This window comes from Streptomyces sp. NPDC026522, from assembly GCF_055567555.1.
In genome coordinates, this window is record NZ_JBVHQF010000009.1 from 27,399 (window position 1) to 50,273 (window position 22,875).

The 22,875-nt window shown below is 74.7% G+C and carries 23 protein-coding genes and 1 riboswitch; of the genes, 11 read left to right on the forward strand and 12 right to left on the reverse strand.

What is annotated here, in order from left to right; all coding sequences use genetic code 11:
- Positions 1 to 28 precede the first annotated feature (28 nt).
- Positions 29 to 229, forward strand: a complete 201-nt coding sequence (locus tag ACZ4M3_RS23125) for an acyl-CoA carboxylase epsilon subunit (RefSeq protein WP_467735503.1) — start codon at positions 29 to 31, stop codon at positions 227 to 229.
- A 52-nt stretch (positions 230 to 281) separates the two neighbouring features.
- Entirely contained in the window at positions 282 to 1,040 is a 759-nt protein-coding gene (locus tag ACZ4M3_RS23130) for a thioesterase II family protein (RefSeq protein WP_467735505.1), read from the forward strand.
- A gap of 72 nt (positions 1,041 to 1,112) precedes the next feature.
- Here the strand turns inward: ACZ4M3_RS23130 and pqqB are convergent, their stop codons facing one another.
- The 5 genes from pqqB to pqqA all read right to left on the reverse strand — a co-directional run bounded on the left by pqqB (position 1,113) and on the right by pqqA (position 4,370).
- On the reverse strand, positions 1,113 to 2,012 hold the full coding sequence (gene pqqB / locus ACZ4M3_RS23135) for a pyrroloquinoline quinone biosynthesis protein PqqB (RefSeq protein WP_467735507.1): 900 nt from the start codon (positions 2,010 to 2,012) through the stop codon (positions 1,113 to 1,115).
- The gene (gene pqqE / locus ACZ4M3_RS23140; RefSeq protein WP_467735509.1) at positions 2,009 to 3,193 is read right to left on the reverse strand and encodes a pyrroloquinoline quinone biosynthesis protein PqqE; all 1,185 of its coding nucleotides are present in this window, start codon (positions 3,191 to 3,193) and stop codon (positions 2,009 to 2,011) included. Before pqqE ends, pqqB begins: the two co-directional genes overlap by 4 nt.
- Positions 3,184 to 3,438: a pyrroloquinoline quinone biosynthesis peptide chaperone PqqD gene (gene pqqD / locus ACZ4M3_RS23145; RefSeq protein WP_467735511.1), complete on the reverse strand. Its 255-nt coding sequence runs from the start codon at positions 3,436 to 3,438 to the stop codon at positions 3,184 to 3,186. The genes pqqE and pqqD overlap by 10 nt, the downstream gene beginning before the upstream one ends.
- A gap of 31 nt (positions 3,439 to 3,469) precedes the next feature.
- Positions 3,470 to 4,168 carry a pyrroloquinoline-quinone synthase PqqC gene (gene pqqC, locus ACZ4M3_RS23150; RefSeq protein WP_467735513.1) on the reverse strand — a complete coding sequence of 233 codons (699 nt, stop codon included), beginning with the start codon at positions 4,166 to 4,168 and terminating at the stop codon, positions 3,470 to 3,472.
- Positions 4,169 to 4,250: 82 nt separating this feature from the next.
- Positions 4,251 to 4,370 (reverse strand): pyrroloquinoline quinone precursor peptide PqqA, encoded by a 120-nt coding sequence (gene pqqA / locus ACZ4M3_RS23155; RefSeq protein WP_453356086.1) that lies wholly within the window; start codon positions 4,368 to 4,370, stop codon positions 4,251 to 4,253.
- A 173-nt stretch (positions 4,371 to 4,543) separates the two neighbouring features.
- On the opposite strand from pqqA, the gene ACZ4M3_RS23160 reads away from it, so the two are divergent.
- The 4 genes from ACZ4M3_RS23160 to ACZ4M3_RS23175 all read left to right on the forward strand — a co-directional run bounded on the left by ACZ4M3_RS23160 (position 4,544) and on the right by ACZ4M3_RS23175 (position 8,209).
- Positions 4,544 to 5,176 carry a hypothetical protein gene (locus ACZ4M3_RS23160; RefSeq protein WP_467735515.1) on the forward strand — a complete coding sequence of 211 codons (633 nt, stop codon included), beginning with the start codon at positions 4,544 to 4,546 and terminating at the stop codon, positions 5,174 to 5,176.
- A gap of 119 nt (positions 5,177 to 5,295) precedes the next feature.
- Complete coding sequence (locus ACZ4M3_RS23165; RefSeq protein ID WP_467736033.1) at positions 5,296 to 5,562, forward strand: ferredoxin; 267 nt, start codon at positions 5,296 to 5,298, stop codon at positions 5,560 to 5,562.
- Positions 5,555 to 6,946: an NAD(P)/FAD-dependent oxidoreductase gene (locus ACZ4M3_RS23170; protein ID WP_467735517.1), complete on the forward strand. Its 1,392-nt coding sequence runs from the start codon at positions 5,555 to 5,557 to the stop codon at positions 6,944 to 6,946. Before ACZ4M3_RS23165 ends, ACZ4M3_RS23170 begins: the two co-directional genes overlap by 8 nt.
- Positions 6,947 to 6,970: 24 nt before the next feature.
- Positions 6,971 to 8,209, forward strand: a complete 1,239-nt coding sequence (locus ACZ4M3_RS23175; protein ID WP_467735519.1) for a cytochrome P450 — start codon at positions 6,971 to 6,973, stop codon at positions 8,207 to 8,209.
- Positions 8,210 to 8,275: 66 nt separating this feature from the next.
- Here the strand turns inward: ACZ4M3_RS23175 and ACZ4M3_RS23180 are convergent, their stop codons facing one another.
- Positions 8,276 to 9,010, reverse strand: a complete 735-nt coding sequence (locus ACZ4M3_RS23180; RefSeq protein ID WP_467735521.1) for a tyrosine-protein phosphatase — start codon at positions 9,008 to 9,010, stop codon at positions 8,276 to 8,278.
- Between the two features lie 70 nt (positions 9,011 to 9,080).
- Entirely contained in the window at positions 9,081 to 9,749 is a 669-nt protein-coding gene (locus tag ACZ4M3_RS23185; protein WP_467735522.1) for an O-methyltransferase, read from the reverse strand.
- A gap of 198 nt (positions 9,750 to 9,947) precedes the next feature.
- Between ACZ4M3_RS23185 and ACZ4M3_RS23190 the strand changes: the two genes are divergently transcribed.
- Entirely contained in the window at positions 9,948 to 12,284 is a 2,337-nt protein-coding gene (locus tag ACZ4M3_RS23190) for an immune inhibitor A domain-containing protein (RefSeq protein WP_467735524.1), read from the forward strand.
- 21 nt (positions 12,285 to 12,305) lie between these two features.
- On the opposite strand, the gene tsaD is transcribed toward ACZ4M3_RS23190, so the two are convergent.
- Positions 12,306 to 13,373 carry a tRNA (adenosine(37)-N6)-threonylcarbamoyltransferase complex transferase subunit TsaD gene (tsaD, locus tag ACZ4M3_RS23195; RefSeq protein ID WP_467735526.1) on the reverse strand — a complete coding sequence of 356 codons (1,068 nt, stop codon included), beginning with the start codon at positions 13,371 to 13,373 and terminating at the stop codon, positions 12,306 to 12,308.
- A gap of 96 nt (positions 13,374 to 13,469) precedes the next feature.
- Complete coding sequence (locus tag ACZ4M3_RS23200) at positions 13,470 to 14,531, reverse strand: phosphatidylinositol-specific phospholipase C domain-containing protein (RefSeq protein ID WP_467735528.1); 1,062 nt, start codon at positions 14,529 to 14,531, stop codon at positions 13,470 to 13,472.
- 190 nt (positions 14,532 to 14,721) lie between these two features.
- Between ACZ4M3_RS23200 and ACZ4M3_RS23205 the strand changes: the two genes are divergently transcribed.
- From ACZ4M3_RS23205 to ACZ4M3_RS23220, 4 genes are all read left to right on the forward strand, one after another.
- Positions 14,722 to 15,720 (forward strand): trypsin-like serine peptidase, encoded by a 999-nt coding sequence (locus tag ACZ4M3_RS23205; RefSeq protein ID WP_467735530.1) that lies wholly within the window; start codon positions 14,722 to 14,724, stop codon positions 15,718 to 15,720.
- Between the two features lie 402 nt (positions 15,721 to 16,122).
- A complete protein-coding gene (gene cbiE / locus ACZ4M3_RS23210; protein ID WP_467735532.1) occupies positions 16,123 to 17,424 on the forward strand; it encodes a precorrin-6y C5,15-methyltransferase (decarboxylating) subunit CbiE in 1,302 nt (433 codons plus the stop codon).
- Complete coding sequence (gene cobM / locus ACZ4M3_RS23215) at positions 17,421 to 18,170, forward strand: precorrin-4 C(11)-methyltransferase (RefSeq protein ID WP_467735534.1); 750 nt, start codon at positions 17,421 to 17,423, stop codon at positions 18,168 to 18,170. The genes cbiE and cobM overlap by 4 nt, the downstream gene beginning before the upstream one ends.
- Complete coding sequence (locus ACZ4M3_RS23220; protein ID WP_467735536.1) at positions 18,160 to 18,933, forward strand: cobalt-precorrin-6A reductase; 774 nt, start codon at positions 18,160 to 18,162, stop codon at positions 18,931 to 18,933. Before cobM ends, ACZ4M3_RS23220 begins: the two co-directional genes overlap by 11 nt.
- Positions 18,934 to 18,982: 49 nt before the next feature.
- Here ACZ4M3_RS23220 and ACZ4M3_RS23225 read toward each other — a convergent pair whose 3' ends face one another.
- From ACZ4M3_RS23225 to ACZ4M3_RS23235, 3 genes are read right to left on the reverse strand one after another with little or no spacing between them, the layout of a single operon-like run.
- Complete coding sequence (locus ACZ4M3_RS23225) at positions 18,983 to 20,500, reverse strand: precorrin-2 C(20)-methyltransferase (RefSeq protein ID WP_467735538.1); 1,518 nt, start codon at positions 20,498 to 20,500, stop codon at positions 18,983 to 18,985.
- Positions 20,497 to 21,144 carry a precorrin-8X methylmutase gene (locus ACZ4M3_RS23230; protein WP_467735540.1) on the reverse strand — a complete coding sequence of 216 codons (648 nt, stop codon included), beginning with the start codon at positions 21,142 to 21,144 and terminating at the stop codon, positions 20,497 to 20,499. Before ACZ4M3_RS23230 ends, ACZ4M3_RS23225 begins: the two co-directional genes overlap by 4 nt.
- Positions 21,141 to 22,442, reverse strand: coding sequence for a cobalamin biosynthesis protein CobG (locus ACZ4M3_RS23235; protein WP_467735542.1), 1,302 nt, complete (start codon positions 22,440 to 22,442; stop codon positions 21,141 to 21,143). The genes ACZ4M3_RS23230 and ACZ4M3_RS23235 overlap by 4 nt, the downstream gene beginning before the upstream one ends.
- 281 nt (positions 22,443 to 22,723) lie before the next feature.
- Positions 22,724 to 22,848: riboswitch (cobalamin riboswitch) on the forward strand.
- Positions 22,849 to 22,875 lie beyond the last annotated feature (27 nt).

Genomic DNA, 22,875 nt, shown 5'->3' on the forward strand with positions numbered 1-22,875 from the left:
CCGCACGCGAGAGCGAGGAGCACGCCCGATGACCGAGCGGGCCGAACCACTGATGAGGATCGAGCGCGGGGCCCCGGACAGCACCGAACTGGCCGCGCTCTTCCTGGTACTGATCGCCGCCGCCCGGCAGCGGGAGCACGCCGGCGCGGACGCCGCGCCCGGACCCCGGGCGGCCGCCTGGGGTCCGGCCCGCGGCTGGCGCCCGCCCGGCACCTGGGCCGCCCGGTGAACCGGGCCCCTGTCCACCGCACGACACCTCACGAAACAGGACGCCGAACGACATGACCACGACCACGACCACGACCGCCGGCGCCTGGCTGCGCCGCTTCCATCCCGCCCAGGACGCCCCCGTGCGGCTGGTCTGCCTGCCGCACGCGGGCGGCTCGGCCAGCTACTACTTCCCGGTGTCCCGGGCCCTGTCCCCGCAGGCCGACGTGGTGGCCGTGCAGTACCCGGGCCGCCAGGACCGCCGCCACGAGCCGTGCCTGGACGACGTACGGCAATTGGCCGACCTGGTGGCGGCGCAGCTGCTGCCGTGGTGCGACCGGCCGGTGGCGCTGTTCGGGCACAGCCTGGGCGCGACCCTCGGCTTCGAGGTGGCGCTGCGGCTGGAGGAGGCCGGCCATGCTCCGGCGGTCCTGTTCGCCTCCGGCCGCCGGGCGCCGTCCCGGCACCGGGAGGACGAGCGCATCCACCTCGCGCCGGACGAGCGGCTGCTGGCCACCATCAAGGGGATGAGCGGTACGGACGCGGCGGTGCTCGCCGACGAGGAACTGCTGCGGGCGGTCCTGCCGGCGATCCGCGGCGACTACAAGGCCGCGGAGACCTACCGCTACCGGCCCGGTCCGCCGCTGAGCTGCCCGGTGGTGGTCCTGAACGGGGACGCCGACCCGGAGGTGACCGCCCTGGAGGCCGAGGGCTGGACCGATCACACGCGGGGCCCCGTCTCCTTCCACTGGTTCACCGGCGGGCACTTCTACCTGAACGAGCACGCCGCCGAGGTGATCGGCCTGATCAGGCGGCGCCTCGCCCGGGCCTGAGCACCCGGTCGGGTACGGCGAGGGTCCGGCCGCCCTTGGGGGCGGCCGGACCCTCGCCGTACCGGCGTGTGTTCAGAGTTCGACGCGCGTTCCGTCCGCCGGGATCTCCGCCCCCGCCGCGACGACCTCCCGGTGGGCCGCGGAGTCCGGGTCGGCCATCGGGTTGGTGTTGTTGAGGTGGGTGTACGCCCACCGGGTGCCCGGCCGCGCGGCGCGCAGCCGCCGCACGTGCTCCAGGCTGCCTCCCGGCCCCAGCACCGGGAGGTGGCCCATCGCCGCCTGCGGGGCCGTCGTCCCGGCGGAGCCGGTCGCGCCGCCGAACTCCCGCGCCGTGCGGAACGTACCGTCGAGCAGGACGTAGCCGGCCCCGGCGGTGAAGGCGTCGAAGCCGTCCGGCCATTCGGCGAGGCAGGGCGCGTACACGAAGGCCCCGCCCGTCGCCGGGTCGTCGAAGCGGTAGGCGTACACCCAGGGGCCCGCCTGGCCGGAGGTCCGCGCGTACTTGGGGCGTTTGTCCCCGACCGCGAAGGCCGTGACCCGCAGCCCGCCGATGTCGTGCGCGGCGCCCGCGGGCAGCTCGGACCACTCCCAGCCGCTGTAGCCGCCCAGGACCGCGCGCACCGGGAAGCCCTCGCCCAGCGCCCCGAGCACGGCCCGGGCTGCCCACACCCGCAGCCCGGCCCCCTCGCGGAGCGTCATCAGGCCGAGGGTGTGGTCGAGTTCGGCGTCGGTGAGCAGCACTCCGCGCACCGGGGTCTGGCGCGGACCGGGGCCCGCCGCCAGCTCCGCGGTCGCGAGGACCTGGGTACGGATGTCGGGCGAGGCGTTGACGAGGTACCAGTCGGCGCCGTTCGCGCTGACGGCGACGCCGTCCTGGGAGCGGGCGGGCGCGCCGGAGGTGCAGACCGGGCAGGCGCAGTTCCACTGCGGGCAGCCGCCGCCCGCCGCGGTGCCGAGCAGGACGGCCTTCACCGGCGCACCGCCACGGGTCCGCGCATGACCAGCTCGGGCGGCGCCGCCCCGGGCGTCGCCAGCAGCAGGTCGACGACGCCGCGCTGGTCCGACTTGGAGCAGACGGGGTCGGTGGCGGCCGCGTCACCGGTGAGCAGGAACGCCTGGCAGCGGCAGCCGCCGTGGTCGACGGAGCGCCGGTCGCAGCCGCGGCACAGGTCGGGCATCCACTCCTCGCCCCGGTAGGCGTTGAAGGAGCCGGACTTGTACCAGATCTCGCCGAGCGGGGTGTCCTTGACGTTGTCCAGGTCGAGGGTGGTGATCGCACCGGCGGCGGGGCAGGGCAGCACGGTCCCATCGGGGGCGACGGTGAGCTGGAGCGCACCCCAGCCGTGCATGCACGGCTTGGGGTAGGGCTCGTAGTAGTCCGCGAGGACGTACACGATCTCCATCGTGCCCTTCAGCCGCTCGATGGCGGCCCGGACCACGGGTTCGGCCGCCGCCAGCTGTTCGGGCGTGGGCATCAGGGCCGCGCGGTTGCGCAGCGCCCAGCCGTAGTACTGGGTGTTGGCCAGTTCCAGGCGGTCGGCGCCCATGGTCTCGGCGAGCTCGATCAGCCCGGCGAGCTGGTCGTGGTTGCCGCGGTGCAGCACGGCGTTGACGGTCAGCGGCAGGCCGCGGGCGCGCACCAGCGCCGCGGCGGTGATCTTGTGCTGGTGGGCCTTGGCGCCGGCCAGCAGGTCGGCCCGCTCGGCGGTCGCCCCCTGCACCGACAGCTGTACGTGGTCCAGCCCGCGTTCGGCCAGGTCCGCGAGGCGCGCTTCGGTCAGCCCGAGGCCGCTCGTGACGAGGTTGACGTACGCGCCGAGGCCGCTGACGTGCGAGACGAGCTCGGGCAGGTCGGGGCGGGCCAGCGGCTCGCCGCCGGACAGGTGCACCTGCAGGACGCCGATGTCGCGGGCCTGGGTGAACACCTCAAGCCACTGTTCCGTGCTCAGCTCCTGCTCCCGCGCGATGAGTTCGAGCGGGTTGGAGCAGTAGCCGCAGTGCAGCGGACAGCGGTGGGTGAGTTCGGCGAGCAGGCCGAGCGGCGGGGCGGCCGCCGGTGCCGGACCGGCGGCCGGAAAGGGGGTCGGATCCGAGGCCGGACCGGGGGTCGGATCGGAGGCCGGACCGGAGGCCGGACCGGGGGTCAGATCCATCGGACGACCCCGTTCTCGGTGAGCCGCGCCAGCACCGCGCCGACCTCTTCCTCGCGCACCCCGGCGTAGGTGTCGCCCAGCGCCTCGGCGATCCGGGGGACGGTCGTCGCCCCGTCGCACAGTTCGAGGACCGAGACGGCGGTGCGGTTGGGCACGAGCACCCCTTCCGGGTGGAGGACGACGTGGGTCCGCCGGGTCTTGTCGTAGATGAGCCGCACACCGCGGCCGAGTACGGGCCGCTGCACGGCCACTCCTTCTCGAAGGTCCGGGTCGCCGTCAGCCGCGTTCGGCGACGGCGGCGCGTTCAATGGCGTCCAGCATCAGCCACAGCACCTCGCACTTGAAGCGGAGCGCGGCCACGGCCGCGTCCTGCTGCTCGCGCGTGGTGGCGTACCGGACGACGATGTCGAGGGTGCCCTTGCCCTCACCGGAGACCGCTTCGATCCGGTCGGTGAAGTAGCCGAGGTCCGCGGCGCCGATCCAGTCGTAGTGGGCGAGCATGTCGGTGACCCTGCGGGTCATCAGGTGCCCGGCGAACATCTCCGTCAGGCCGGAGGCGACCGCCTCGGTCCAGGGCCGGGTGCGGGCGAAGGTGACGTACGCGTCGACCGCGAACCGCACGCCGGGCAGCAGGTGGCGTTCGTCCAGCACTTCCTCGCGGGTCAGGCCCACGGCCTGGCACAGCCGCAGCCACCGCTCGATGCCGCCCTCGTCGCCCGGGGTGCCGTCGTGGTAGGCGAGGCGGTCCACCCAGGCGCGCCGGACCTCGGGCAGCGGGCAGTTGCTGATGATCGCGGCGTCCTTCTGCGGCAGCATGCGCTGGTAGTACCAGCGGTTCGCGGCCCACAGCCGCAGCTCGCGCCGGTCCAGCGCGCCGCTGTGCAGCCGCTGGTGGAAGGGGTGTGCGCCCCAGTACGAGGAGGACAGCCCGCGCAGGGCGCCGATGAACTCGGACTCGCCCAGAAGTGTCGTCATCTCTTGTCTCCCGCCCGTGTCTCGTGGCTGCGCCCGTGGCGGGAGCCGGTGTCCGCCGGGCTCCCGCCGATCGGGGGTCGGTTCACTTCTCCAGACGCGCGGCGTAGGCCGTGACCTCGAAAGCCGTCTCGAACGCGACGAAATCGGGGGTCGTCCACGCCTCGGTGGTCCACGCCTCGGGGGTCTCGGTGACTTCAGCCATGGTGCTGCTCCTTCGCTCGGTGCCCTGCCGATATCGGCAGAAACCTACGGCCGCGCGCGGGCGCCGCCGATCCCCTAAGCACCCCTGACCCCCGCCCGGCACCCCTGTCACGGGCGTCACCCGGCTGGGTGACCCCGTTGGCAGCCGGGCCGGGAGCCCGGCTTGCTGGACGGATGAGAGAGCGATCCCCGGGTCCGGCCCGGACGAAGAACCTGGAGACCCCGCGGGCGGCGGGAGTGGCGGGCATCGTCTTCGCGGTCCTGCTGGCGGCGGCGATCGTGCTCGCCCGGATCGGGCTGCCGGAAGGGGCCGGCGGCGCCACCGTGCAGGTCGACGCGGGCCAGCGGAACGCGGTGAACACGGCGGTGGAGCTCGTCCCCTTCGCCGGCATCGCCTTCCTCTGGTTCATGGGCGCCGTGCGCGCCCACACCGCGGAGGCCGAGGACCGGTTCGTCGCCACCGTCTTCCTGGGCAGCGGGCTGGTCTTCGTCGCCTGCCTCTTCGGCGCCGCCGCGGCCGCCGGGACGGTGCTCTCCGGCCACCAGCCGCAGGACTTCGGCCGGATCTTCGCGTACCAGCTGCTCACGACGTACGGGATGCGGATGGCCGCCGTCTTCGTCTTCGCGACCTCCACCATCGGGCGCAAGCTGGGTGCGTTCCCGCGCCCCCTGAGCCTGGCCGGGGTGGCGGCCGGCCTGGTGCTCCTGGTGGCGGGGTCCTCCATGCCGTGGTCGGAGCTGGTCTTCCCCGCCTGGGCGCTGCTGATCAGCGGCTACATCCTGCGGGCCGCCGGCCGGACCCCGTGAGGCAGGTGGCCCGGACGCGCGGCCGTCACCCCGATGGTCCGCGTGGACGGGCCGGGACGGCGCCCGCCCGGCACGCTGGTCCGGGGAGCCGAGGGGGTCACCGAAAGGACCGCACGTTGCTGAGGCTTGTCGTCGATCTCAACCGGTGCCAGGGATACGCGCAGTGCGCCTTCCTCGCGCCCGACGTCTTCGCGATGCACGGGGACGAGGGGCTCCTCTACGATCCCCAGGCCGAGGAGGCCCAGCGCGAGCGGCTGGCGCAGGCCGCCGCCGCCTGCCCCGTCCAGGCCATCCTGGTGGACGACCTCGACCGGGACCAGGGCCCGGGCCGCGATCAGGGGCCGGCCCGCGGCCTGACGGCCGCCGCGGAGGCCCGCGATGCATGAAGTGACCCTGGAGCACCTCAAGCGCGAGGGCCGGATCGTCGTGGTCGGCGCCTCACTCGCCGGTCTGCGCGCCGCCGAGACCATCCGCGACAAGGGCTTCACCGGCACGCTGACCATGATCGGCGACGAGCCGTACGAGCCCTACGACCGCCCGCCCCTCTCCAAGGGGGTACTGCTCGGCAAGTCGACGGCGGAGCGCACCGCACTGCCCCGGCGCCGCGCCATCGACGCCGAGTGGCGGCTCGGCGTGGCGGCCGCCGGACTCGACATGGCGGCCCGCACGGTGAAGCTGGCCGACGGCGACGAGGTCCCGTACGACCGGCTGCTGATCGCCACCGGGGTACGGGCCCGGCCCTGGCCGAACCCGGCCGAGGGCGAACTCGACGGGGTGTTCGTACTGCGCACCCGCGACGACGGCGCGGCGCTGGCGCGGCGGCTGGACGCCGGGCCCCGCCGGGTCCTGGTGATCGGCGCCGGATTCACCGGCTCGGAGATCGCCTCGGCGTGCCGGGAACGCGGCCTGCCGGTCACCGTCGCCGAACGCGGCGACGCGCCCCTGGTCGGGGCGCTGGGCGGGGTGATCGGGGCCGTGGCCGCCGAACTCCAGCGCGAACACGGCGTCGACCTGCGCACCGGCGTCATGGTCACCGGCCTGGAGGGCGACTCCACCGGGCGGGTGCGGTCCGCACACCTCTCCGACGGCAGCACGCTGGACTGCGACGTGGTGGTCGTCTCGCTGGGCGCCCAGCGCAACACCGAGTGGCTGGCCGGCTCGGGGCTCGGCGCGGGCCCGCGCGGCATCGCCTGCGACGCCGGCTGCCGGGCCTTCGACATCCGGGGCATCGTCACGGACGACGTCTACGTGGCGGGCGACGTGGCCCGCTCGCCGCACCCCTTGTTCGGGTACCAGTTCCTGTCGCTGGAGCACTGGGGCAACGCCGTCTCCCAGGCGGAGACCGCGGCGCACAACATGCTCAGCGTGAGCACCGACCGGCGCCCGCACATCTGGGTCCCGGCCTTCTGGTCCTCGCAGTTCGGGGTCAACATCAAGTCCGTCGGCGTGCCGCCGATGGGCACCGAAATCATGATCCCCCAGGGCTCGCTCGCGGAACGCCGCTTCACCGGTGTCTACGGGTACCAGGGCCGCGTGATCGGGGCCGTCACCTTCGACAACTCCCGGTGGCTGCAGTTCTACCAGCAGCAGATCGAGACGACCGCGCCGTTCCCGGTGCCGTTCGCGACGGTCGACCGGCGCCCCGACGGCAACCGGCCCGTGCCGGCCGATTTCCCCGACCCGTCCGTGCCCACGCACGGTCCGACCATCACCCTCAGCGGATATGCGCCGGCCGACCGGCGGATGACGTTCACCCCCGCCGGGCACTGACCCGCAGGCCCCCGGAGGACCGCAATGACCCACGGCATCCTGAGCGACATCCTGGACTACGCCAACCGCGCCAACCCGTACCCCCTGTACGAGGAACTGCGCAAGACTCCCGTCTTCCACGACGGGAGCGGGCCGTACGTCATCAGCACCTACTACGAGATCCAGAGCCTGCTGCACGACCCGCGGCTCAGCTCCGACGCCCGCAACCTGGCCGCGACGGCCGGGGACCCGCTGGCCGGCGAGGCCGAGGAGGAGGGCGGGACCCTGCCGCCCAGCTTCCTCAAGCTGGATCCGCCCGAGCACGACCGGCTGCGCCGGATGGCCAACCGGCCGTTCGGCCCACCGCACTCCCCGCGCCGCGTCGACGGGATGCGGGACGACCTGCGCTCCATCGTCACCGGACTGATCGACAACCTCGGGGACCCCGGCCGGATCGACCTGGTCGACCAGTTCGCGTACCCGTTCCCCGTCACCATGATCTGCCGCCTACTGGGGGTGCCGCACGAGGACGAGCCCCGTTTCCACGTCTGGGCGGACGCCCTCGCCGCGAGCCTGGATCCCGATCCGGACGCGGATCCCGCCGAACGGCTGCACAAGACCCAGGACATGCGGATGGAGCTCGGCATGTACCTCGCCGGGCTGATCGAGGAGCGGCGCAAGCAGCCCGGTGACGACATGCTGTCCCAGCTGGCCGCCGGCCACGGTCAGGGCGAGTCCATGTCGACCATGGAGCTGCTCAGCACGGCCGCCCTGCTGCTGATCGCCGGCCACGAGACCACGGTCAACCTGATCACGAACGGGATGCTCACGCTGCTGCGCAACCCCGACGTGCTGGAACGGCTGCGCAACGACCCGGCGCTCGCCGCGCCGCTGGTGGAGGAGCTGCTGCGGTTCGAGCCGCCGGTGCAGCTGCTGCCGCAGCGCACCCCGCTGGTGGACATCGAGGTGCGCGGGGTCACCATCCCCAAGGGCTCCTCGATGTGGCTGATCCTGGCCTCGGGCAACCGGGACCCGCAGCGCTTCGAGAACCCCGACCGCTTCGACCCCGACCGCCGGGACATCCAGCACCTGGGCCTCGGCAGCGGCATCCACAGCTGCTTCGGCGCCCCCCTGGCCCGCCTGGAGGCCCAGCTCGCGCTCACCGAACTGGCCCGCCGCCTCCACAACCCCCGCCTCCTGGAGGACCCGCCCCCGTACCGGCAGAACGCCGTCCTGCGCGGCCCCCGCCACCTGCGCATCGCCTGCGACGAGGTCCGCGCGTAGGCCCTGCCGGGCGGTCCTTCGGGCCCCGGGCGGCACGGCCGCCCGGGGCCGTCGCGGGTCAGCCGGTCAGCCGGTCAGCAGCCGGTCCCGGAGCCGGTCGACCGTGGCCGGGGTGATGCCGACCCGGTCGAGGAGGTATGCGGAGGGGGAGCCGTAGCGGGCGGTCAGGTCGTCCAGGACGAGCGCCATGACCGTCCCGGGGGCGCGGCCGTACGCGGGCCAGCGCATCGTGCGCCCCGGGTTGGCGGTGTGCCAGTCGGCGAGGAGGCGGGCCGTCGCCCGTTCGGTGAGGGCGAAGTCGGCGAGCACGTCCTCGCGCGCGACGCCGAGCAGCGTCAGTACGAAGGCGGCGATCAGCCCGGTGCGGTCCTTGCCCGAGGTGCAGTGGAACACGGTGGCCCCCGGCTCGGCCCCGGCGATCAGCTCGACGGCCTGCCGGATCTCCCCGGCCCCGTCCTCGGTCACCTCGGCGGCCCGGTCCGCGAGGTAGCGCCAGGGGTCGACGGCGGGATCGATCGCGGCCTGGTCGTAGGGCCGGTGCTCGATGCTGAGGTTGGCGTACGCGAACCGGTGCGGCTCGGGCACCCGCCCCTTGGCGTCGGCCTCCCAGGGGTAGCGCAGGTCGATCACGGTCCGTATGCCGAGCTCCAGGAACCGCTCCCAGTCGTCCCCCCGGAGTTTGCCCAGGGAGTCGGAGCGGTAGAGCACGCCCCGGGCGACCCGGTGGCCGTCGAGGCCGCGGTAGCCGCCCATGTCGCGGAAGTTGTGCAGACGCTCGAACTCGATGTGGCGGCTCGGCACGTGCGGGGCTCCTGTCCGGTGCGGTGGTCCTCTTCCGGTCAGGATCATGCCGCAGCCGGCCCGGGCGCGGTCAGCGCTTGCGCGCCACCGTGAGGCCGTCCGCGAGGGGCAGGGTCACCGACTCCACCCGCCGGTCGGCGCGCACGTGCGCGTTGAACTCCCGGATGGCCAGGGCGTTTCCCGTGGCGTCGGGGCGTGCCGCCCGGCCGCCGTACAGGACGTTGTCCGCGAGCAGCAGGCCGCCCGGGCGTACCCGGGGGACGAGTTCGTCCCAGTAGGCGCGGTAGCCGGTCTTGTCGGCGTCGAGGAACACCAGGTCGATCACCGGCTCGGGAGGCAGCTCGCGCAGGGTCTCAAGGGCGGGGGCGATCCGCAGCTCGATGCGGTCGGCCACCTCGGCCGCCTTCCAGGCCTCCTGGGCGATGCCCGTCCACTCCTCGGAGACGTCGCAGGTGAGCACCTTGCCACCGGGCAGCAGGCCCTGGGCGAGAGCGAGCGTGGAGTAGCCGGTGAAGGTGCCGACTTCGACGATCCGCAGGGCGCCGGCCAGCTTGGCCAGCAGGGTCAGGAAGACGCCCTGCTCGTGCGGGACCTGCATCTCGGACGGCCCGCCGAGCGCGTGCGTGCGCTCGATCAGCTGCCGCTGGACGGGGGTGACCGGTTCGGCCTGTTCGAGCAGGTAGGCGTACACCTCGGGGGTGAGGGGCACGGTCTTCACTTCGCCGGGGTCGCGGGTCATGGAGTCGCGTTGTCCTTCCGTAGGGGATGCGCGTGTTCGGCGCGGCGCCATCATGTCCGGCCGTACCGCTCCTCCGCATCCGAGTTTCCACCAGGCAACGACGGCGCGGCCCGGTCGGAAACGGCGCCTTCACCCATCTACCGATGCCCTGTCACATGTGAAATATTACCTGCGCTCCCCTGTCAACTCCCCGGAAGGATGCCCGCGTTGCGCAGATTCGCCGTGGCGGGTGTGGCGATATCCCTCGCCCTCCTCGCCACCACCCCCGCCCTCGCCGCCTCACCGCCCCCGCCACCGCCCCCGGCGGCCGGACAGCAGGCCCAGCAGGCCCCCGCCCCACCGCCCGCGCCGCTCGAACTGCAACGCCAGGCCCTGCGCCGCCAGGCCCTCGAAGGGATCGCGGCCGGCGCCGGCCGTGGCCCCGGCGCGCTGCGCGCGGAGTCCGACGGCACCCTCCCGCGCCAGGCCAAGGTCGGCGACCGGTACGTCGAACTGGCCCAGGAGCGCAAGGACAAGGTCTTCGTGATCCTCGCCGAGTTCGGCGACCAGGTGGACACGACGACCGAGTTCGAGGGCAAGCCGCGCTTCGGCGGGACGCCCGGACCCCGCCACGACGCCATCGGCAAGCCTGCAGCCGACGACAACCACACCCTGTGGCGCAGGGACTTCGACCGCGCCTTCTACCAGCGGCAGTTCTTCTCCGACGCACCGGAGTCGGCGAGCATGCGCGCCTACTACCGGCTCCAGTCCTCGGGCCGCTACGACATGGACGGCACCGTCACTGACTGGGTCAAGCTGCCCTGGAACGAGGCCCGTTACGGCACCGACAACTGCTCCGAGCCCGGCCAGTGCCGCACCAACTGGGACCTGGTCCGCGACGCCACCACCGCCTGGTACGACTCCGAGCGCGCGAAGGGCCGGACGGCCGCCGACATCAAGGCGCAGCTGGCCGAGTACGACCAGTGGGACCGCTACGACGCCGACCACGACGGCAACTTCAACGAACCCGACGGCTACCTCGACCACCTCGTGATCGTCCACGCGGGCAAGGACCAGACCTGGGGCGGCGGCGCCCAGGGCAAGGACGCCGTCTGGGCGCACCGCTGGTTCGCGTACTGGGACCAGGCCGGCAGCGCGGGCCCGGCGGGCAACAAGGCGGGCGGCACCCCCGTCGGCGACACCGGCATCTGGGCGGGCGACTACCTCACGGGCGGCGAGAACAGCGGAGCGGGCCTGTTCTCCCACGAGTTCGGCCACGACCTGGGCCTGCCGGACCTCTACAGCTCGGACGGGGACAACAGCGTCAACTTCTGGTCGCTGATGTCCTCGGCCTCCTACCTCGGCAAACGCCCCGGCGGCACCGGCGAGTTCCCGGGCGACCTCGATCCGTGGAGCAAGCTCCAGCTTGGCTGGCTGGAGTACACCGAGGCCGACGCGGGCCGCCGGACCCGGGCGACCCTCGGGGTGTCCGGGTACAACACCGAGGATCCACAAGCGCTGCTGGTGCACCTGCCGCCGTCCCGGACCACCACCGAGCTGACCGACCCGTACGAGGGCGCGAGCCAGTGGTGGAGCGGCACCGGCGACTTCATGGACAACACGCTCGGCCGGACCGTCGACCTCACCGGCGCGAGCGGGGGCGCCCGGCTGGACGCCCGCGTCTGGTACGACATCGAGAAGGACTTCGACTTCCTGACGGTGGAGGCCTCCACGGACGGCGGCTCCGTCTGGACCCCGCTGCCCGGCACCGTGGACGGGACGCCGGTCCCGGCCAAGGGCGTCTCCGGTACCTCCGCCGGCTGGACACGGCTGTCGGTGCCGCTCGACGCCTTCGCGGGCCGCGAGTTCCGGCTGCGGCTGCGCGTCACCTCGGACGGCAACACCCACGGCAAGGGCGTCACCTTCGACGACATCCGCATCACCGCCGACGGCGGCCGCGAGGTGCTGCGCGACGGCGCGGAGCAGGGCGCGAACGGCTGGACGGCGCTCAAGTGGTCCCGTACGGAGGGCCGGAGCGGCACGGAGGAGCACCCGCGCGCCTACTTCGCCGAGAACCGGCGCTACACGGGCTACGGCAGCCTGCTCAGGACGGGCCCGTACAACTTCGGCTTCACCGGCGACCGGGTGGAGTTCTTCCCGTACCAGCAGGGCGTGCTCGTCTGGCTCTGGGACACCGCGTTCAGCGACAACACCACCAAGGCGCACCCGGGCGGCGGTCTGCTGCTGCCGGTGGACGCCCGGCCGGAGCCGCTGAAGTTCACCGACGGCAGCCTGCTCAACGCCCGGGCGCAGACCTTCGACGCCCCCTTCTCGCTCCGGGCGAGCGACCGGATCGTGCTGCACAAGGCGGGCACCCCGCTGGTGATCCCGGCGCGGCCCGGGGTCGCGGTCTTCGACGACCGGCACGGGTCCTACTGGAACGCGGACCTGCCGCAGCTCGGGGTGAAGGTCCCCGACACCGGTACCCGGATCGCGGTGGTGAAGGAGGCCTCGGGCGGCGCGCTGACCACGGTCCAGGTGAGCCCCTCCCCCTGACCCGGCGGGGGCGGCCCGCCGTCAGCCGGTGGCCCGCGGGTTGAGCGCGGCGTACTCCAGCGGCGCGGACGGGTCGACGGTGAGGGCGTACGGGGCCGGTTCCGCGCCGGCCCGCACCAGCAGGTCGCCCACGGCGGCGATCATGGCCCCGTTGTCGGTGCACAGCGTCATCGGCGGGACCCGCAGGGCGATCCCGGCGGAGGCGCAGCGCCGCTCGGCGAGGGCGCGGACGCGGGAGTTGGCGGCCACCCCGCCGACCAGCACCAGCGTGCCGACCCCGTACGCCGTGCAGGCCGCGACGGCCTTGCGGCTCAGGACGTCGGCCACCGCCTCCTGGAGCGAGGCCGCGCCGTCGGCGACGGGGGGTTCCTGCCCCCGCAGCCGGTGGCCCTCGGCCCAGCGGGCGGCGGCCGTCTTGAGCCCCGAGAAGGAGAACGAGTAGGCGTACGGGTCCTGCGTGCGCGGCCCGCCGGTCAGCGGGCGGGGGAAGGCGACGGCCGTGGGGTCGCCGCCGCGGGCGGCCCGGTCGATGGCCGGGCCGCCCGGGTAGGGCAGGCCGAGCACCCGGGCGACCTTGTCGAAGCATTCGCCGGCGGCGTCGTCCAGGGTGTCGCCCAGGTGCAGGATCGGCTCGCGCACCAGGTCCCGTACCAGCAGCAGCGAGGTGTGCCCGCCGGAGACGATCAACACCACGCAGGGGTCGGGCAGCGGCCCGTGCTCCAGCGTGTCGGCGGCGACGTGTCCGGCCAGGTGGTGGACGCCGTACAGCGGCAGCCCGAGCGCGTAGGCGAGCGTCTTCGCCCCGGCGAGGCCGACCTGGAGCGCGCCGGAGAGGCCGGGGCCGGTGGTGACGGCGACCGCGTCGAGCTGGGAGGCGCGCAGGCCGGCCTGGTCCAGGGCGCGGCGCACCACGGGGTTGAAGGCGTGCAGGTGGGCGCGGGCCGCGATCTCGGGGACCACCCCGCCGAAGCGGGCGTGCTCGTCCATGCTCGACGCGACGACGTGCGCGAGGAGCTTCCCGTCGCGCACGATGCCCGCGCCCGTCTCGTCGCAGGACGACTCGATGCCCAGCACCACCGCAGACCCCACCGGTACACACCCTCAACCCTTATTGCGAACTATTCGCAATAAGGGTACCGGGGCGGCGGGACCGGTCCGCCCGGGCGCCTGTCCGCTCGCGCCGCTCTATCCGCCCTGTCCGCGCGGCACCACCGTGGCCAGGACCTTCGGCAGCGGGTACCAGTCGGCGGAGACGATGGAGGCGTGGTGCCCGGCCATCAGCGCGAGCCGGTCCAGCGCCTGCGCCTCGGTCGGGTGGACGCCGTCGATGGCCGGGGCCACGTTCTGGGCGTCGGTGGCGATCAGCAGGTAGTGGTTGCGGTCGTACCAGCCGGTGTCGATGGAGCCGCCCGCGTACGCGCTCGCATCGCCGTCGAAGACCACGAACCACGGGCGCAGCGAGGCGTCGGCGTAGCGGGCCCGGGGATCGCCGGCCTCGGCGCGGTGCACGGCCGGGAACGCGGCGGCGCTGCCGAGCCGGCCCGAGGAGGCGAGGGTGCGCAGGTAGGTGGCGTACTCCCGGTCGGTCCAGAGGGTGTCCGCGCCGTTGCCCTCCTCCACCGTGCCGGGGATCAGCTCGACGAGGAACTTGCCGGCCATGGCGGCGCGGCTGGGCCAGGCCCCGGCGCGGGCGGCGGTGTCCAGGTCGGGGTAGCCGGCGGCCAGCTGGCCGGGCCGGTAGACGGCGTCGCCGAGCTTGGCGGTGAGCAGCGCGTCGAGGTCGGCGGGTCCGCGCCCGAGGTTGGCCGCGAAGCCGTCCTTGAGCTCCAGCTTGAGCACGACCGGACGGTGGCCGGGGTGCGCGTCGTGCCAGCTGCGGATGTCGGACAGGCAGCCCGCGAGGTTCTGGTCGCGGGACTTGGTGCGCAGCTGGGCGGGGCTGGTGGCGTTCTCGCAGTTGCTGTTGTTGCCGAAGGGGTTGTCGTGCGAGACCCGCCAGGAACTGCCGAAGAAGTTGGTCCACACGTCGAGTTCGAGCATCGCGGCGCCGGAGTCCAGGGCGTCCGCGAAGTAGGGGTACTTGGCCTTCTCGTAGGCGTTGTGCACGCCGACCCCGGTGGATCCGGCGTAGGAGAGCCCCGGCTCGGCCCCGGCGGGGGCCGCCGCCCCCACGGCGAGGCCCAGGCCGAGCGCGGCCGCCACCAGACCGGCCAAGGCCGTGTCCCGCCACCTGTTCCGCAGTCTCATCTCTTCGGCTCCCCTCGGTCCACAGCAGTCAAGTCGCGTGGAGAGTAGGGGAGTTCGATGACGTGCGGAAGGACGGTGGATGTCGGGAGGGAGCCGGCCGTCCGGCTGTGAGGACCGACACACCGGATTCCGGAACCTCCGCCGGCCGCGGGCCGTCGGACGGGAGGAGCATCGTCAGGGGTGGGGGCACATGGCCGGCAGAGGCAGAGCGGGGAACGGCGCGGTACGGGTCTGCGTGCTGCTCGCGATCCTCGGCGCCCTGGTGGCCGGGGGCGTCCTGGTGTGGGGGCAGCTGCGCGCGGTCGCCTCCCACCGCGCGGCCGGTGACCCCGGCCAGGGCAGCTACCTCCAGGACCCGGAGCGCGCCGACCGCACGGCAGCGGACGTCCTGGACGGGATCGCGTCGGAGGGCGAGGACCCGCCGGCCGACGCCGGGGCCTTCACCGGGTCGGGGTCCGGCTCCGAGGCGACCGGAACGGCCGACGCGTCCGGATCGCCGGAGCCGCTGCGGTGGGCCGACGGCGGCTGGCGGCCCTCCGCGCCGCTGCGGGCCCGGACGGCCGCCCCCGAACCGGCGATCGGTGCGCTGTTCTCACCGGGGAACGACTGGGACGCCGACCACCACTGCTCGGCGAGCGTGGTGCACTCGCCCGACGGCGACCTCATCGCCACCGCCGCGCACTGCGTGTACCAGGACGGCTTCCGCACCAATCTGGCCTTCGTTCCCGGCTACCTCGACGGCAAGGCGCCGTACGGCGTGTGGGTGCCCACCCGCATCGACGTGGACCCCCGCTGGACGGGGAGCGCGGACCCGGACCACGACGTGGCCTTCCTGCGGCTGCGCCGCCCCGGGCACCCGGGTGAGCGGCTGGAGGACGTCACCGGCGCGCTGACGATCCGCTTCCGCCCGCAACTGCCGCTGCCCGCCCGGCTGGTCGGCTACCCGAACGACGCCGAGCAGCCGCTGGACTGCTACAACACCGCCCGCGCCGAAGGCCCGACGCAGCTGCGGCTGGACTGTGCGGACGTACCCAACGGCACCAGCGGCGGCCCGGTCCTCACCGACGGCCACACCCTGATCGGGGTCATCGGCGGCCGCGACGGGGGCGGCGACGAGACGACCTCGTACAGCAGCTGGTTCGACGACTCGGTCCGGGCCCTCTACACCCGGGCGACCGGCGACCGCTGACCGGCGTCGGCGGCGGGCCGGGGAGTACGGCGGCTGGGTGGTTGTCCGTAGCGTCGTCATCCATGCCGCAGAGTCTGCGACCGCCCCCGCCCCCCGAGCAGGGCCCACCCGGGGCGCCCGGAGGCGCACCGGGGGCGCCCGGGTCGGACACCCCCGCCCCGACACCCGGCGGGCGCACCCCCGAGCGGTGAAACCCCGGCGCCCGGCCGGGTGCAGACACCGGCACCCCGGAGGGGATACCCGCGCCCACCCAGGGCGGTGAAACCCCGCCCCCCCCGGCCGCAGCGCGGGACTGGGCCCGGGCCGGGGGCCGGGGGGCCGGTGCCACCCTGGTCCGGGGGTGGGGCGGCCCGACCAGTAGGCTGCGGGTCCACCCGCTTCCCGTCCCCGAGGTTCCGCGCAGTGAGCTCCGCAGCACCCCCCGCCCCCGTGACCGTCGTCGGCCTCGGCGCCGACGGCTGGGCCGGGCTCACCGCCGCCGCGCGCTCCGCGCTGGCCACCGCCGAGGTGCTGATCGGCGGTCCCCGGCAGCTCGACCTGCTGCCGGCCCCGGACTGCCCCGGCGAGCGCGTCGCCTGGCCCAGCCCGCTGCGCCCGGCCGTGCCGAAGCTGATGGCCGAGCACGCCGGCCGCCGCATCGCCGTCCTGGCCAGCGGCGACCCCATGTTCTACGGGATCGGCCGCGCCCTCGCCCAGGAGCTCGGACCGCAGGCCCTGCTCGTCCACCCCCACCCCTCCTCCGTCTCCTACGCCTGCGCCCGGCTCGGCTGGCCGGTGGAGGACACCGAGGTGGTCACGGTCGTCGGCCGCCCGGTGGCCCGGATCGCCGCCGCGCTGTACGAAGGGCGGCGGGTGCTCGTGCTGAGCGCCGGCGCGGCCACCCCGGGCGAGATAGCCGCCCTGCTCCGGGAGCGCGGCTTCGGCCCCAGCCGGATGCGGGTGCTGGAACAGCTCGGCTCCGAGGACGAGAACGCGTACGAGGGCCTGGCCGACGGCTGGGACCACGCGCCCGGCGACCCGCTGAACGTGGTCGCCGTCGACTGCCGCCGCGACCCCGCCGCCCGCGCGCCGCGGCTCGGCGCCACCCCGGGCCTGCCCGACACCGCGTACGAACACGACGGCCAGCTCACCAAAAGGCACGTCCGCGCCGCGACCCTGTGCGCGCTCGCCCCGGCCCCCGGCGAACAGCTGTGGGACATCGGCGGCGGCTCGGGCTCGATCGGCATCGAGTGGATGCGCACGCACCCCTCCTGCCGCGCCGTGACCGTGGAGCGGGTCCCCGAGCGCGCCGAGCGGATCGCCCGCAACGCGGCGGCGCTCGGCGTCCCGGGCCTGCGGGTGGTCACCGGCGCCGCCCCGGCGGCACTGATCGACCTGCCCGCCCCCGACGCCGTGTTCATCGGCGGCGGCCTGACCGCGCCGGGCCTGCTGGACGCGGCCTGGTCGGCGCTGGCGCCCGGCGGCCGGCTGGTGGTCAACACGGTCACCCTGGAGTCGGAGGCCGTACTGACCGACCGCTACCGCCGGCTCGGCGGTGAGCTGGTGAAGCTGGCCGTCGCGCACGCCGTGCCGGTCGGCGGCTTCACGGGCTGGCGGCAGGCGATGCCCGTCACCCAGTGGACCGTGACCAAGCCGTGGCCCGCGCCCGGGTCACCCGCGCCCGTACCACCCGCGACCCAGACGAAGGACCAGGACCGGACATGACCGTGTACTTCATCGGAGCGGGCCCCGGCGCCGCCGACCTGATCACCGTGCGCGGTGCCCGCACCCTGGCGGCCGCCCCGGTCTGCCTGTACGCGGGCAGCCTGGTCCCGCCCGAGCTGCTGGCCGAATGCCCGCCGGACGCCCGCCTGGTGGACACCTCGCAGCTCAACCTGGACGAGATCGTGGCCGAGTTCGTCCGGGCCCACGCCGCCGGCCAGGACGTGGCGCGGCTGCACTCCGGCGACCCCTCCGTCTTCTCCGCCGTGGCCGAGCAGATGCGGCGCCTGGACGCGGCCGGCATCCCCTACGAAGTCGTGCCGGGCGTACCGGCCTTCGCGGCGGCCGCGGCCGCGCTCAAGCGGGAACTCACCGTCCCGACCGTCGGCCAGACCGTGATCCTGACCCGGATCGCCCAGCAGGCCACCCCGATGCCGCCCGGCGAGGACCTGGCCACGCTCGGCCGCAGTGGCGCGCTGCTCGTCCTGCACCTGGCCACCCGTTACGCGGACCGGGTCGTCGGCGAGCTGCTGCCGTACTACGGGGCCGACTGCCCGGCGGCGGTCGTCGCGATGGCCAGCCGCCCCGACGAGCTGATCCTGCGCGGCACCCTGGCCGACATCGCGGACCAGGTGAAGGCGGCGGGCCTGGTGCGCACCGCGGTGATCCTGGTCGGCCGCACCCTCGGCGCCGAGCAGTTCCGCGACAGCCACCTGTATTCCGCCGAACGCGACCGGCATGCCTGCTGAGGCCTCCCCCCTGCGGCACGTCCTGATCCTGGGCGGTACGACGGAGGCCCGCCGCCTCGCGGAGGCGCTGGAGCCCGCGCCGTACCGGGTGACGACCTCGCTGGCGGGCCGGGTCGGCGCGCCGGTCCTGCCGCCGGGCGAGACCCGGATCGGCGGCTTCGGCGGGCCGGCCGGGCTGGCCGCCTGGATCACCGCGCACGGGGTCACGCACCTGGTCGACGCCACCCACCCCTTCGCGGAGCGGATGAGCTTCAACGCGGCCGGTGCCGCGGCCCTTTCGGGGGTTCCGCTACTGGCACTGCGCCGTCCCGGCTGGACGGCGGGGCCCGGCGACGACTGGCGCTTCACGGACTCCCTCGCCGGGGCGGCGGCGCTGGCGCCGGGGCTCGGCGCGCGGATCTTCCTCAGCACCGGCCGGCTGGGCCTGCACCACTTCGCGCACCTCGCCGAACCCTGGTTCCTGGTGCGTTCGGTGGACGCCCCGGACCCGCCGGCTCCGCCGCGCCTCGAAGTGCTGCTGGCCCGGGGCCCGTTCACGCTGGAGGACGAACGGGAGCTGCTGGCCGGGCACCGGATCGACGTCCTGGTGACCAAGGACAGCGGCGGCGGCGCCACCGCCCCGAAGCTCACCGCGGCCCGCGAGGCCGGTATCCCCGTGGTGGTGGTCCGCAGGCCCCCGGTCCCGGCGGGCGTGCCGGAGACCGGTTCCCCGGGGGCGGTCCTGCGGTGGCTGGGCGGCGAGCCCCTGCCGGCCCAGGCGTGAGGGCCGGGACACGAGTCCCGGCCCCCGGCGGCTCAAGCCACCGGCCCGGTCACGGGTAGCGGCGCGGCGTCCACGTCACCCGGCTGCCGTCGGCCCGCTCCGTGACCTGGGTCTGCGAGGAGCCGATCAGCAGGATCGTCCGCATGTCCACTTCCTCCGGGACCAGTTCGCCCAGGGTGACGATCCGGACGGACTGCCCGGGCCCGCCCACGTCCCGCGCGACGACCACCGGGGTCTGCGGCGAGCGCAGTTCGAGCAGCAGTTCGCGGGCCTGCGCCACCTGCCAGGTCCGGCTGCGCGAGCCCGGGTTGTACAGGGCGAGCACGAGGTCGGCCGCCGCGGCGGCCCGCAGCCGCTCGGCGATGACCTCCCAGGGCTTGAGCCGGTCGGAGAGGGAGATGGTGGCGTAGTCGTGGCCCAGTGGGGCCCCCGCCGCCGCGGCGGCCGCGTTGGCCGCGGTCACCCCCGGCAGGACCCGTACGGGTACGTCCTTGTACTGCGCCTGCCCGGCCACCTCCAGGACCGCCGTCGCCATGGCGAAGACCCCGGGGTCGCCACCGGAGACCACGGCCACCCGCTTCCCGCGCCGGGCGAGGTCGAGGGCGAACTCGGCGCGCTCGGACTCCACCTTGTTGTCCGAGCCGTGCCGGACCTGGCCGGGCTTCACCGGCACCCGGTCCAGGTACGTCGTGTACCCGACGAGCACCTCGGCGTCCGCGAGCGCCCGCCGGGTTTGCGGGGTCAGCCACAGCGGCCCGGCCGGGCCGGTCCCGACGACCACGACCTCGCCCGGGCCGGACGGCACACTGCCCGGGTTGCCGACGCGGCTGGGCACGACGGCGACCGCGAAGTACGGCACGCTGTCCGGGTCGGTGTCGGCGAGCACACCGGTCCGCTCCCCCGCCATCGTGGCGCGCTCGACGTAGCGCGCCTCGGCGAGCCTGCCGCTGCTCTCCATGGCCCGCCGCACGGCGGGGAAGGTGCGCCCGAGCTTCATCACGACCGCCGAATCGGTGGCGGCGAGCCGGGCGGTCAGCTCCTCCTCCGGCAGGGTGCCGGGCAGGATGGTCAGCACCTCCTCGCCCTCCACCAGCGGGGTGCCCAGCCGCGCGGCGGCGGCGCTCACCGAGGTCACCCCGGGGATCACCTCCGCCTCGTAGCGGTCGGCGAGCCGCTTGTGCATGTGCATGTAGGAGCCGTAGAAGAGCGGGTCGCCCTCCGCCAGCACGGCGACGGTCCGGCCGGCGTCGAGGTGCGCGGCGAGCCGGGCCGCGGAGGCCTCGTAGAACTCCTCCATGGCGCCCTGGTAGCCGCCGGGGTGGTCGGTGGTCTCGGTGGTGACCGGGTAGACCAGCGGCTCCTCGATGTGGTCGGCGCGCAGGTGCTCCGCGGCGATCGAGCGGGCGATGGACCGGCCGTGGCGCGCGGAGTGGTACGCGACGACGTCGGCCCCGGCGATCACCTGGACGGCGCGCAGGGTCATCAGCGACGGGTCGCCGGGCCCGAGCCCCACCCCGTAGAGCCGGCCCTTGCCGGTGGTGGCGCCGCTCGCTCCGGTCGTGCTCATTCTTCCTCGCTCGCGATCGCGTTGACGGCGGCGGCCGCGATGGCGCTGCCGCCGCGCCGGCCGCGCACGATCAAGTGGTCCAGCCCGGCCGGGTGTTCGGCGAGCGCGTCCTTCGACTCGGCGGCGCCGATGAAGCCGACCGGGACGCCGATCACGGCGGCGGGGCGCGGCGCGCCCTCCTCGATCATCTCCAGCAGCCGGAACAGCGCGGTCGGCGCGTTGCCGACGGCGATCACGGAGCCCTCCAACAGGCCCCGGTCGCGCCAGACTTCGAGCGCGGCGGCGCTGCGGGTGGTGCCCATCTTGGCGGCCAGCGCCGGGACGGCCGGGTCGGACAGGGTGCAGACGACCTCGTTGGCCGCGGGCAGCCGCTTGCGGGTGACCCCGCTCGCCACCATCTGTACGTCGCACAGGATCGGCGCGCCGGCGTTCAGGGCCGCCCGCGCGCGCAGCACGACGTCGGGCGTGTAGCCCAGGTCCTGGGGCAGGTCGGTCATCCCGCAGGCGTGGATCATGCGCACCGCGACCTGGGCGACCGAGGCGGGCAGCCCGGAGAGGTCCGCCTCGGCGCGGATCGTGGCAAAGGACTGGCGGTAGATCGCCGCGCCGTCCTTCTCGTACTCGAACACTGTGTACTCGCTCATTTCTTCGCTGCGTCGTGGGAGGTGGTGCGGCGTGCGTCCCTGAGGGCCGCGGCAAGGTCGGAGGGGGGTACGCCGAGGCGCGGGGCGCCGCCGGGGGCGCGGACGTCGTACCCGTCGGCGATCGCGAGCACGTCCACCCAGGCGGTACCGCGCGGATGTCCGCAGCGCCGGTCGCATCCCGACCAGTGCACGGGCAGCGGGCCGGCCGCCAGGGCGGTGACGGCGCGCGCGTCGGCGCGTACGTCGCGGTGGGACCGGGCGCAACCGGGCTGCCCGGTACAGGCGGTCACCGACCGCCGGGGGTCGGCGGGGGTGGTGATCAGGCCGGCGTCGGCGAGGGCGGCAAGGGCGTCCGGCGCGGTGGACGCGGTCAGTCCGGGGACGACGACGCCGCGCCAGGGGGTCAGGCGCAGCCGCCCGGTGAGCCCGGCCAGGAGGTTCCACTGGGCGGTGGTGAGGCGTCCGAGGGGCGCGAGTACGCAGAGCGCGACGCGCTGCCCGGGCCCGTCGACCGGGCCGGGCTCGGGCGCCCGGCCCCGGGGCGCGGCGGGATCGGCGACAACGGTCGCACGGACCCCGGCGCGGGCCAGCCGGTCCGCCAACTCCCGCATGTCGAGCCGGTGTTCGGGAGGCAGCTCGGCGACCCGCCAGGCCCGCGTGCCGGCTTGCCGCGCGGTGTCGAGGAAGTACCGCGCGGCCACGAGGGCGGCCCGTGGCGCGTCGGTGGCGGCCACGAGGAGCCCCTCACCGGCGCCGGCCGTGGTGAGCAGGGCGTGCTGCGGGCCGCGCGCGATCAGGTTCACGTCCGCGTCGAGGGAGCTCACGTCGCCGCGTCCGTCGTCGAGGGCGAACAGGAACCTCCCGGACAGCGCGGCCGCCTCGGCGCTCGCGCAGAGCAGCCGGTCCAGCTCCGCGACCCGGGGCGCGACGTCGGGCAGCCCGCTGCGGTCGAGGCCGGTCAGCGGCGAGGCGACGATGTTGCGGACCCGCTCGTGCGAGGGGGCGGGGAGCAGCCCCGCGTCGGCCAGGAGGCGGGCGAGTTCACCGCCGCAGGCCGCCCCGAGTCCGCGCAGTTGGGCGTTGCCGCGCGAGGTGAGGTCGATGTGCCCGTCGCCGAGCCGGTCCGCCGCGTCGCCGAGCAGCCCGGCCGCGTGCGCCCCGAGCATCCCGCCGGGTATCCGCACCCGGGCGAGGTACCCGTCGTCCGCCTGGTGCAACCGCAGCGCGCCGGGGCAGGCGTCACCTCGGTCCCGTATGACGGGTTCGTCCCGCGATGCGGCGGAAGCTGACTGGGGCATGGCCGCGAGCATACCCACGTTTCCCCACCCCCGACCTGTGTCCACCGCCACCCCGCACCAGGCCGGGCCAGTGTTTGAGGCGCGTGGCCCCGCCGGGCAAACTCAGCCCCGCCGGCGTTTGAGGCGCGGGGGCCCGGGGGCAGAGCCCCCGCAACGGACCCGCACCCGACCACCGCGCCGCCGGCACTCCGCACCCGCGCCGCCGGCACCCGGCATCCCGCACCCGACCACCACACTCCCCACCCCGCCACCTAAGATGACCCCCGGCGGACCACACGGCCCGTCACCGCCGAGGACGGCGACATGGGAGGAAGCCCGGTGCGATTCCGGCGCGGTCCCGCCACTGTGAACCCCGCGGAGCAATCGGCCGGGTGAGTCAGGAACTCCCGCCGTCCTCACTGCCCGGGGCGCGGAAACCCCGAGGAAGGCCTGC

Excerpts from the sequence above, each read along its gene's own strand:
- ACZ4M3_RS23125 (WP_467735503.1), top strand. The coding sequence starts at position 29 with ATGACCGAGCGGGCCGAACCACTGATGAGGATCGAGCGCGGGGCCCCG.
- ACZ4M3_RS23130 (WP_467735505.1), top strand. The coding sequence starts at position 282 with ATGACCACGACCACGACCACGACCGCCGGCGCCTGGCTGCGCCGCTTC.
- pqqE (WP_467735509.1), bottom strand. The coding sequence starts at position 3,193 with ATGGATCTGACCCCCGGTCCGGCCTCCGGTCCGGCCTCCGATCCGACC.
- pqqC (WP_467735513.1), bottom strand. The coding sequence starts at position 4,168 with ATGACGACACTTCTGGGCGAGTCCGAGTTCATCGGCGCCCTGCGCGGG.
- pqqA (WP_453356086.1), bottom strand. The coding sequence starts at position 4,370 with ATGGCTGAAGTCACCGAGACCCCCGAGGCGTGGACCACCGAGGCGTGG.
- ACZ4M3_RS23160 (WP_467735515.1), top strand. The coding sequence starts at position 4,544 with ATGAGAGAGCGATCCCCGGGTCCGGCCCGGACGAAGAACCTGGAGACC.
- ACZ4M3_RS23170 (WP_467735517.1), top strand. The coding sequence starts at position 5,555 with ATGCATGAAGTGACCCTGGAGCACCTCAAGCGCGAGGGCCGGATCGTC.
- ACZ4M3_RS23175 (WP_467735519.1), top strand. The coding sequence starts at position 6,971 with ATGACCCACGGCATCCTGAGCGACATCCTGGACTACGCCAACCGCGCC.
- ACZ4M3_RS23185 (WP_467735522.1), bottom strand. The coding sequence starts at position 9,749 with ATGACCCGCGACCCCGGCGAAGTGAAGACCGTGCCCCTCACCCCCGAG.
- ACZ4M3_RS23190 (WP_467735524.1), top strand. The coding sequence starts at position 9,948 with ATGCCCGCGTTGCGCAGATTCGCCGTGGCGGGTGTGGCGATATCCCTC.
- ACZ4M3_RS23200 (WP_467735528.1), bottom strand. The coding sequence starts at position 14,531 with ATGAGACTGCGGAACAGGTGGCGGGACACGGCCTTGGCCGGTCTGGTG.
- ACZ4M3_RS23205 (WP_467735530.1), top strand. The coding sequence starts at position 14,722 with ATGGCCGGCAGAGGCAGAGCGGGGAACGGCGCGGTACGGGTCTGCGTG.
- cobM (WP_467735534.1), top strand. The coding sequence starts at position 17,421 with ATGACCGTGTACTTCATCGGAGCGGGCCCCGGCGCCGCCGACCTGATC.
- ACZ4M3_RS23220 (WP_467735536.1), top strand. The coding sequence starts at position 18,160 with ATGCCTGCTGAGGCCTCCCCCCTGCGGCACGTCCTGATCCTGGGCGGT.
- ACZ4M3_RS23225 (WP_467735538.1), bottom strand. The coding sequence starts at position 20,500 with ATGAGCACGACCGGAGCGAGCGGCGCCACCACCGGCAAGGGCCGGCTC.
- ACZ4M3_RS23230 (WP_467735540.1), bottom strand. The coding sequence starts at position 21,144 with ATGAGCGAGTACACAGTGTTCGAGTACGAGAAGGACGGCGCGGCGATC.
- ACZ4M3_RS23235 (WP_467735542.1), bottom strand. The coding sequence starts at position 22,442 with ATGCCCCAGTCAGCTTCCGCCGCATCGCGGGACGAACCCGTCATACGG.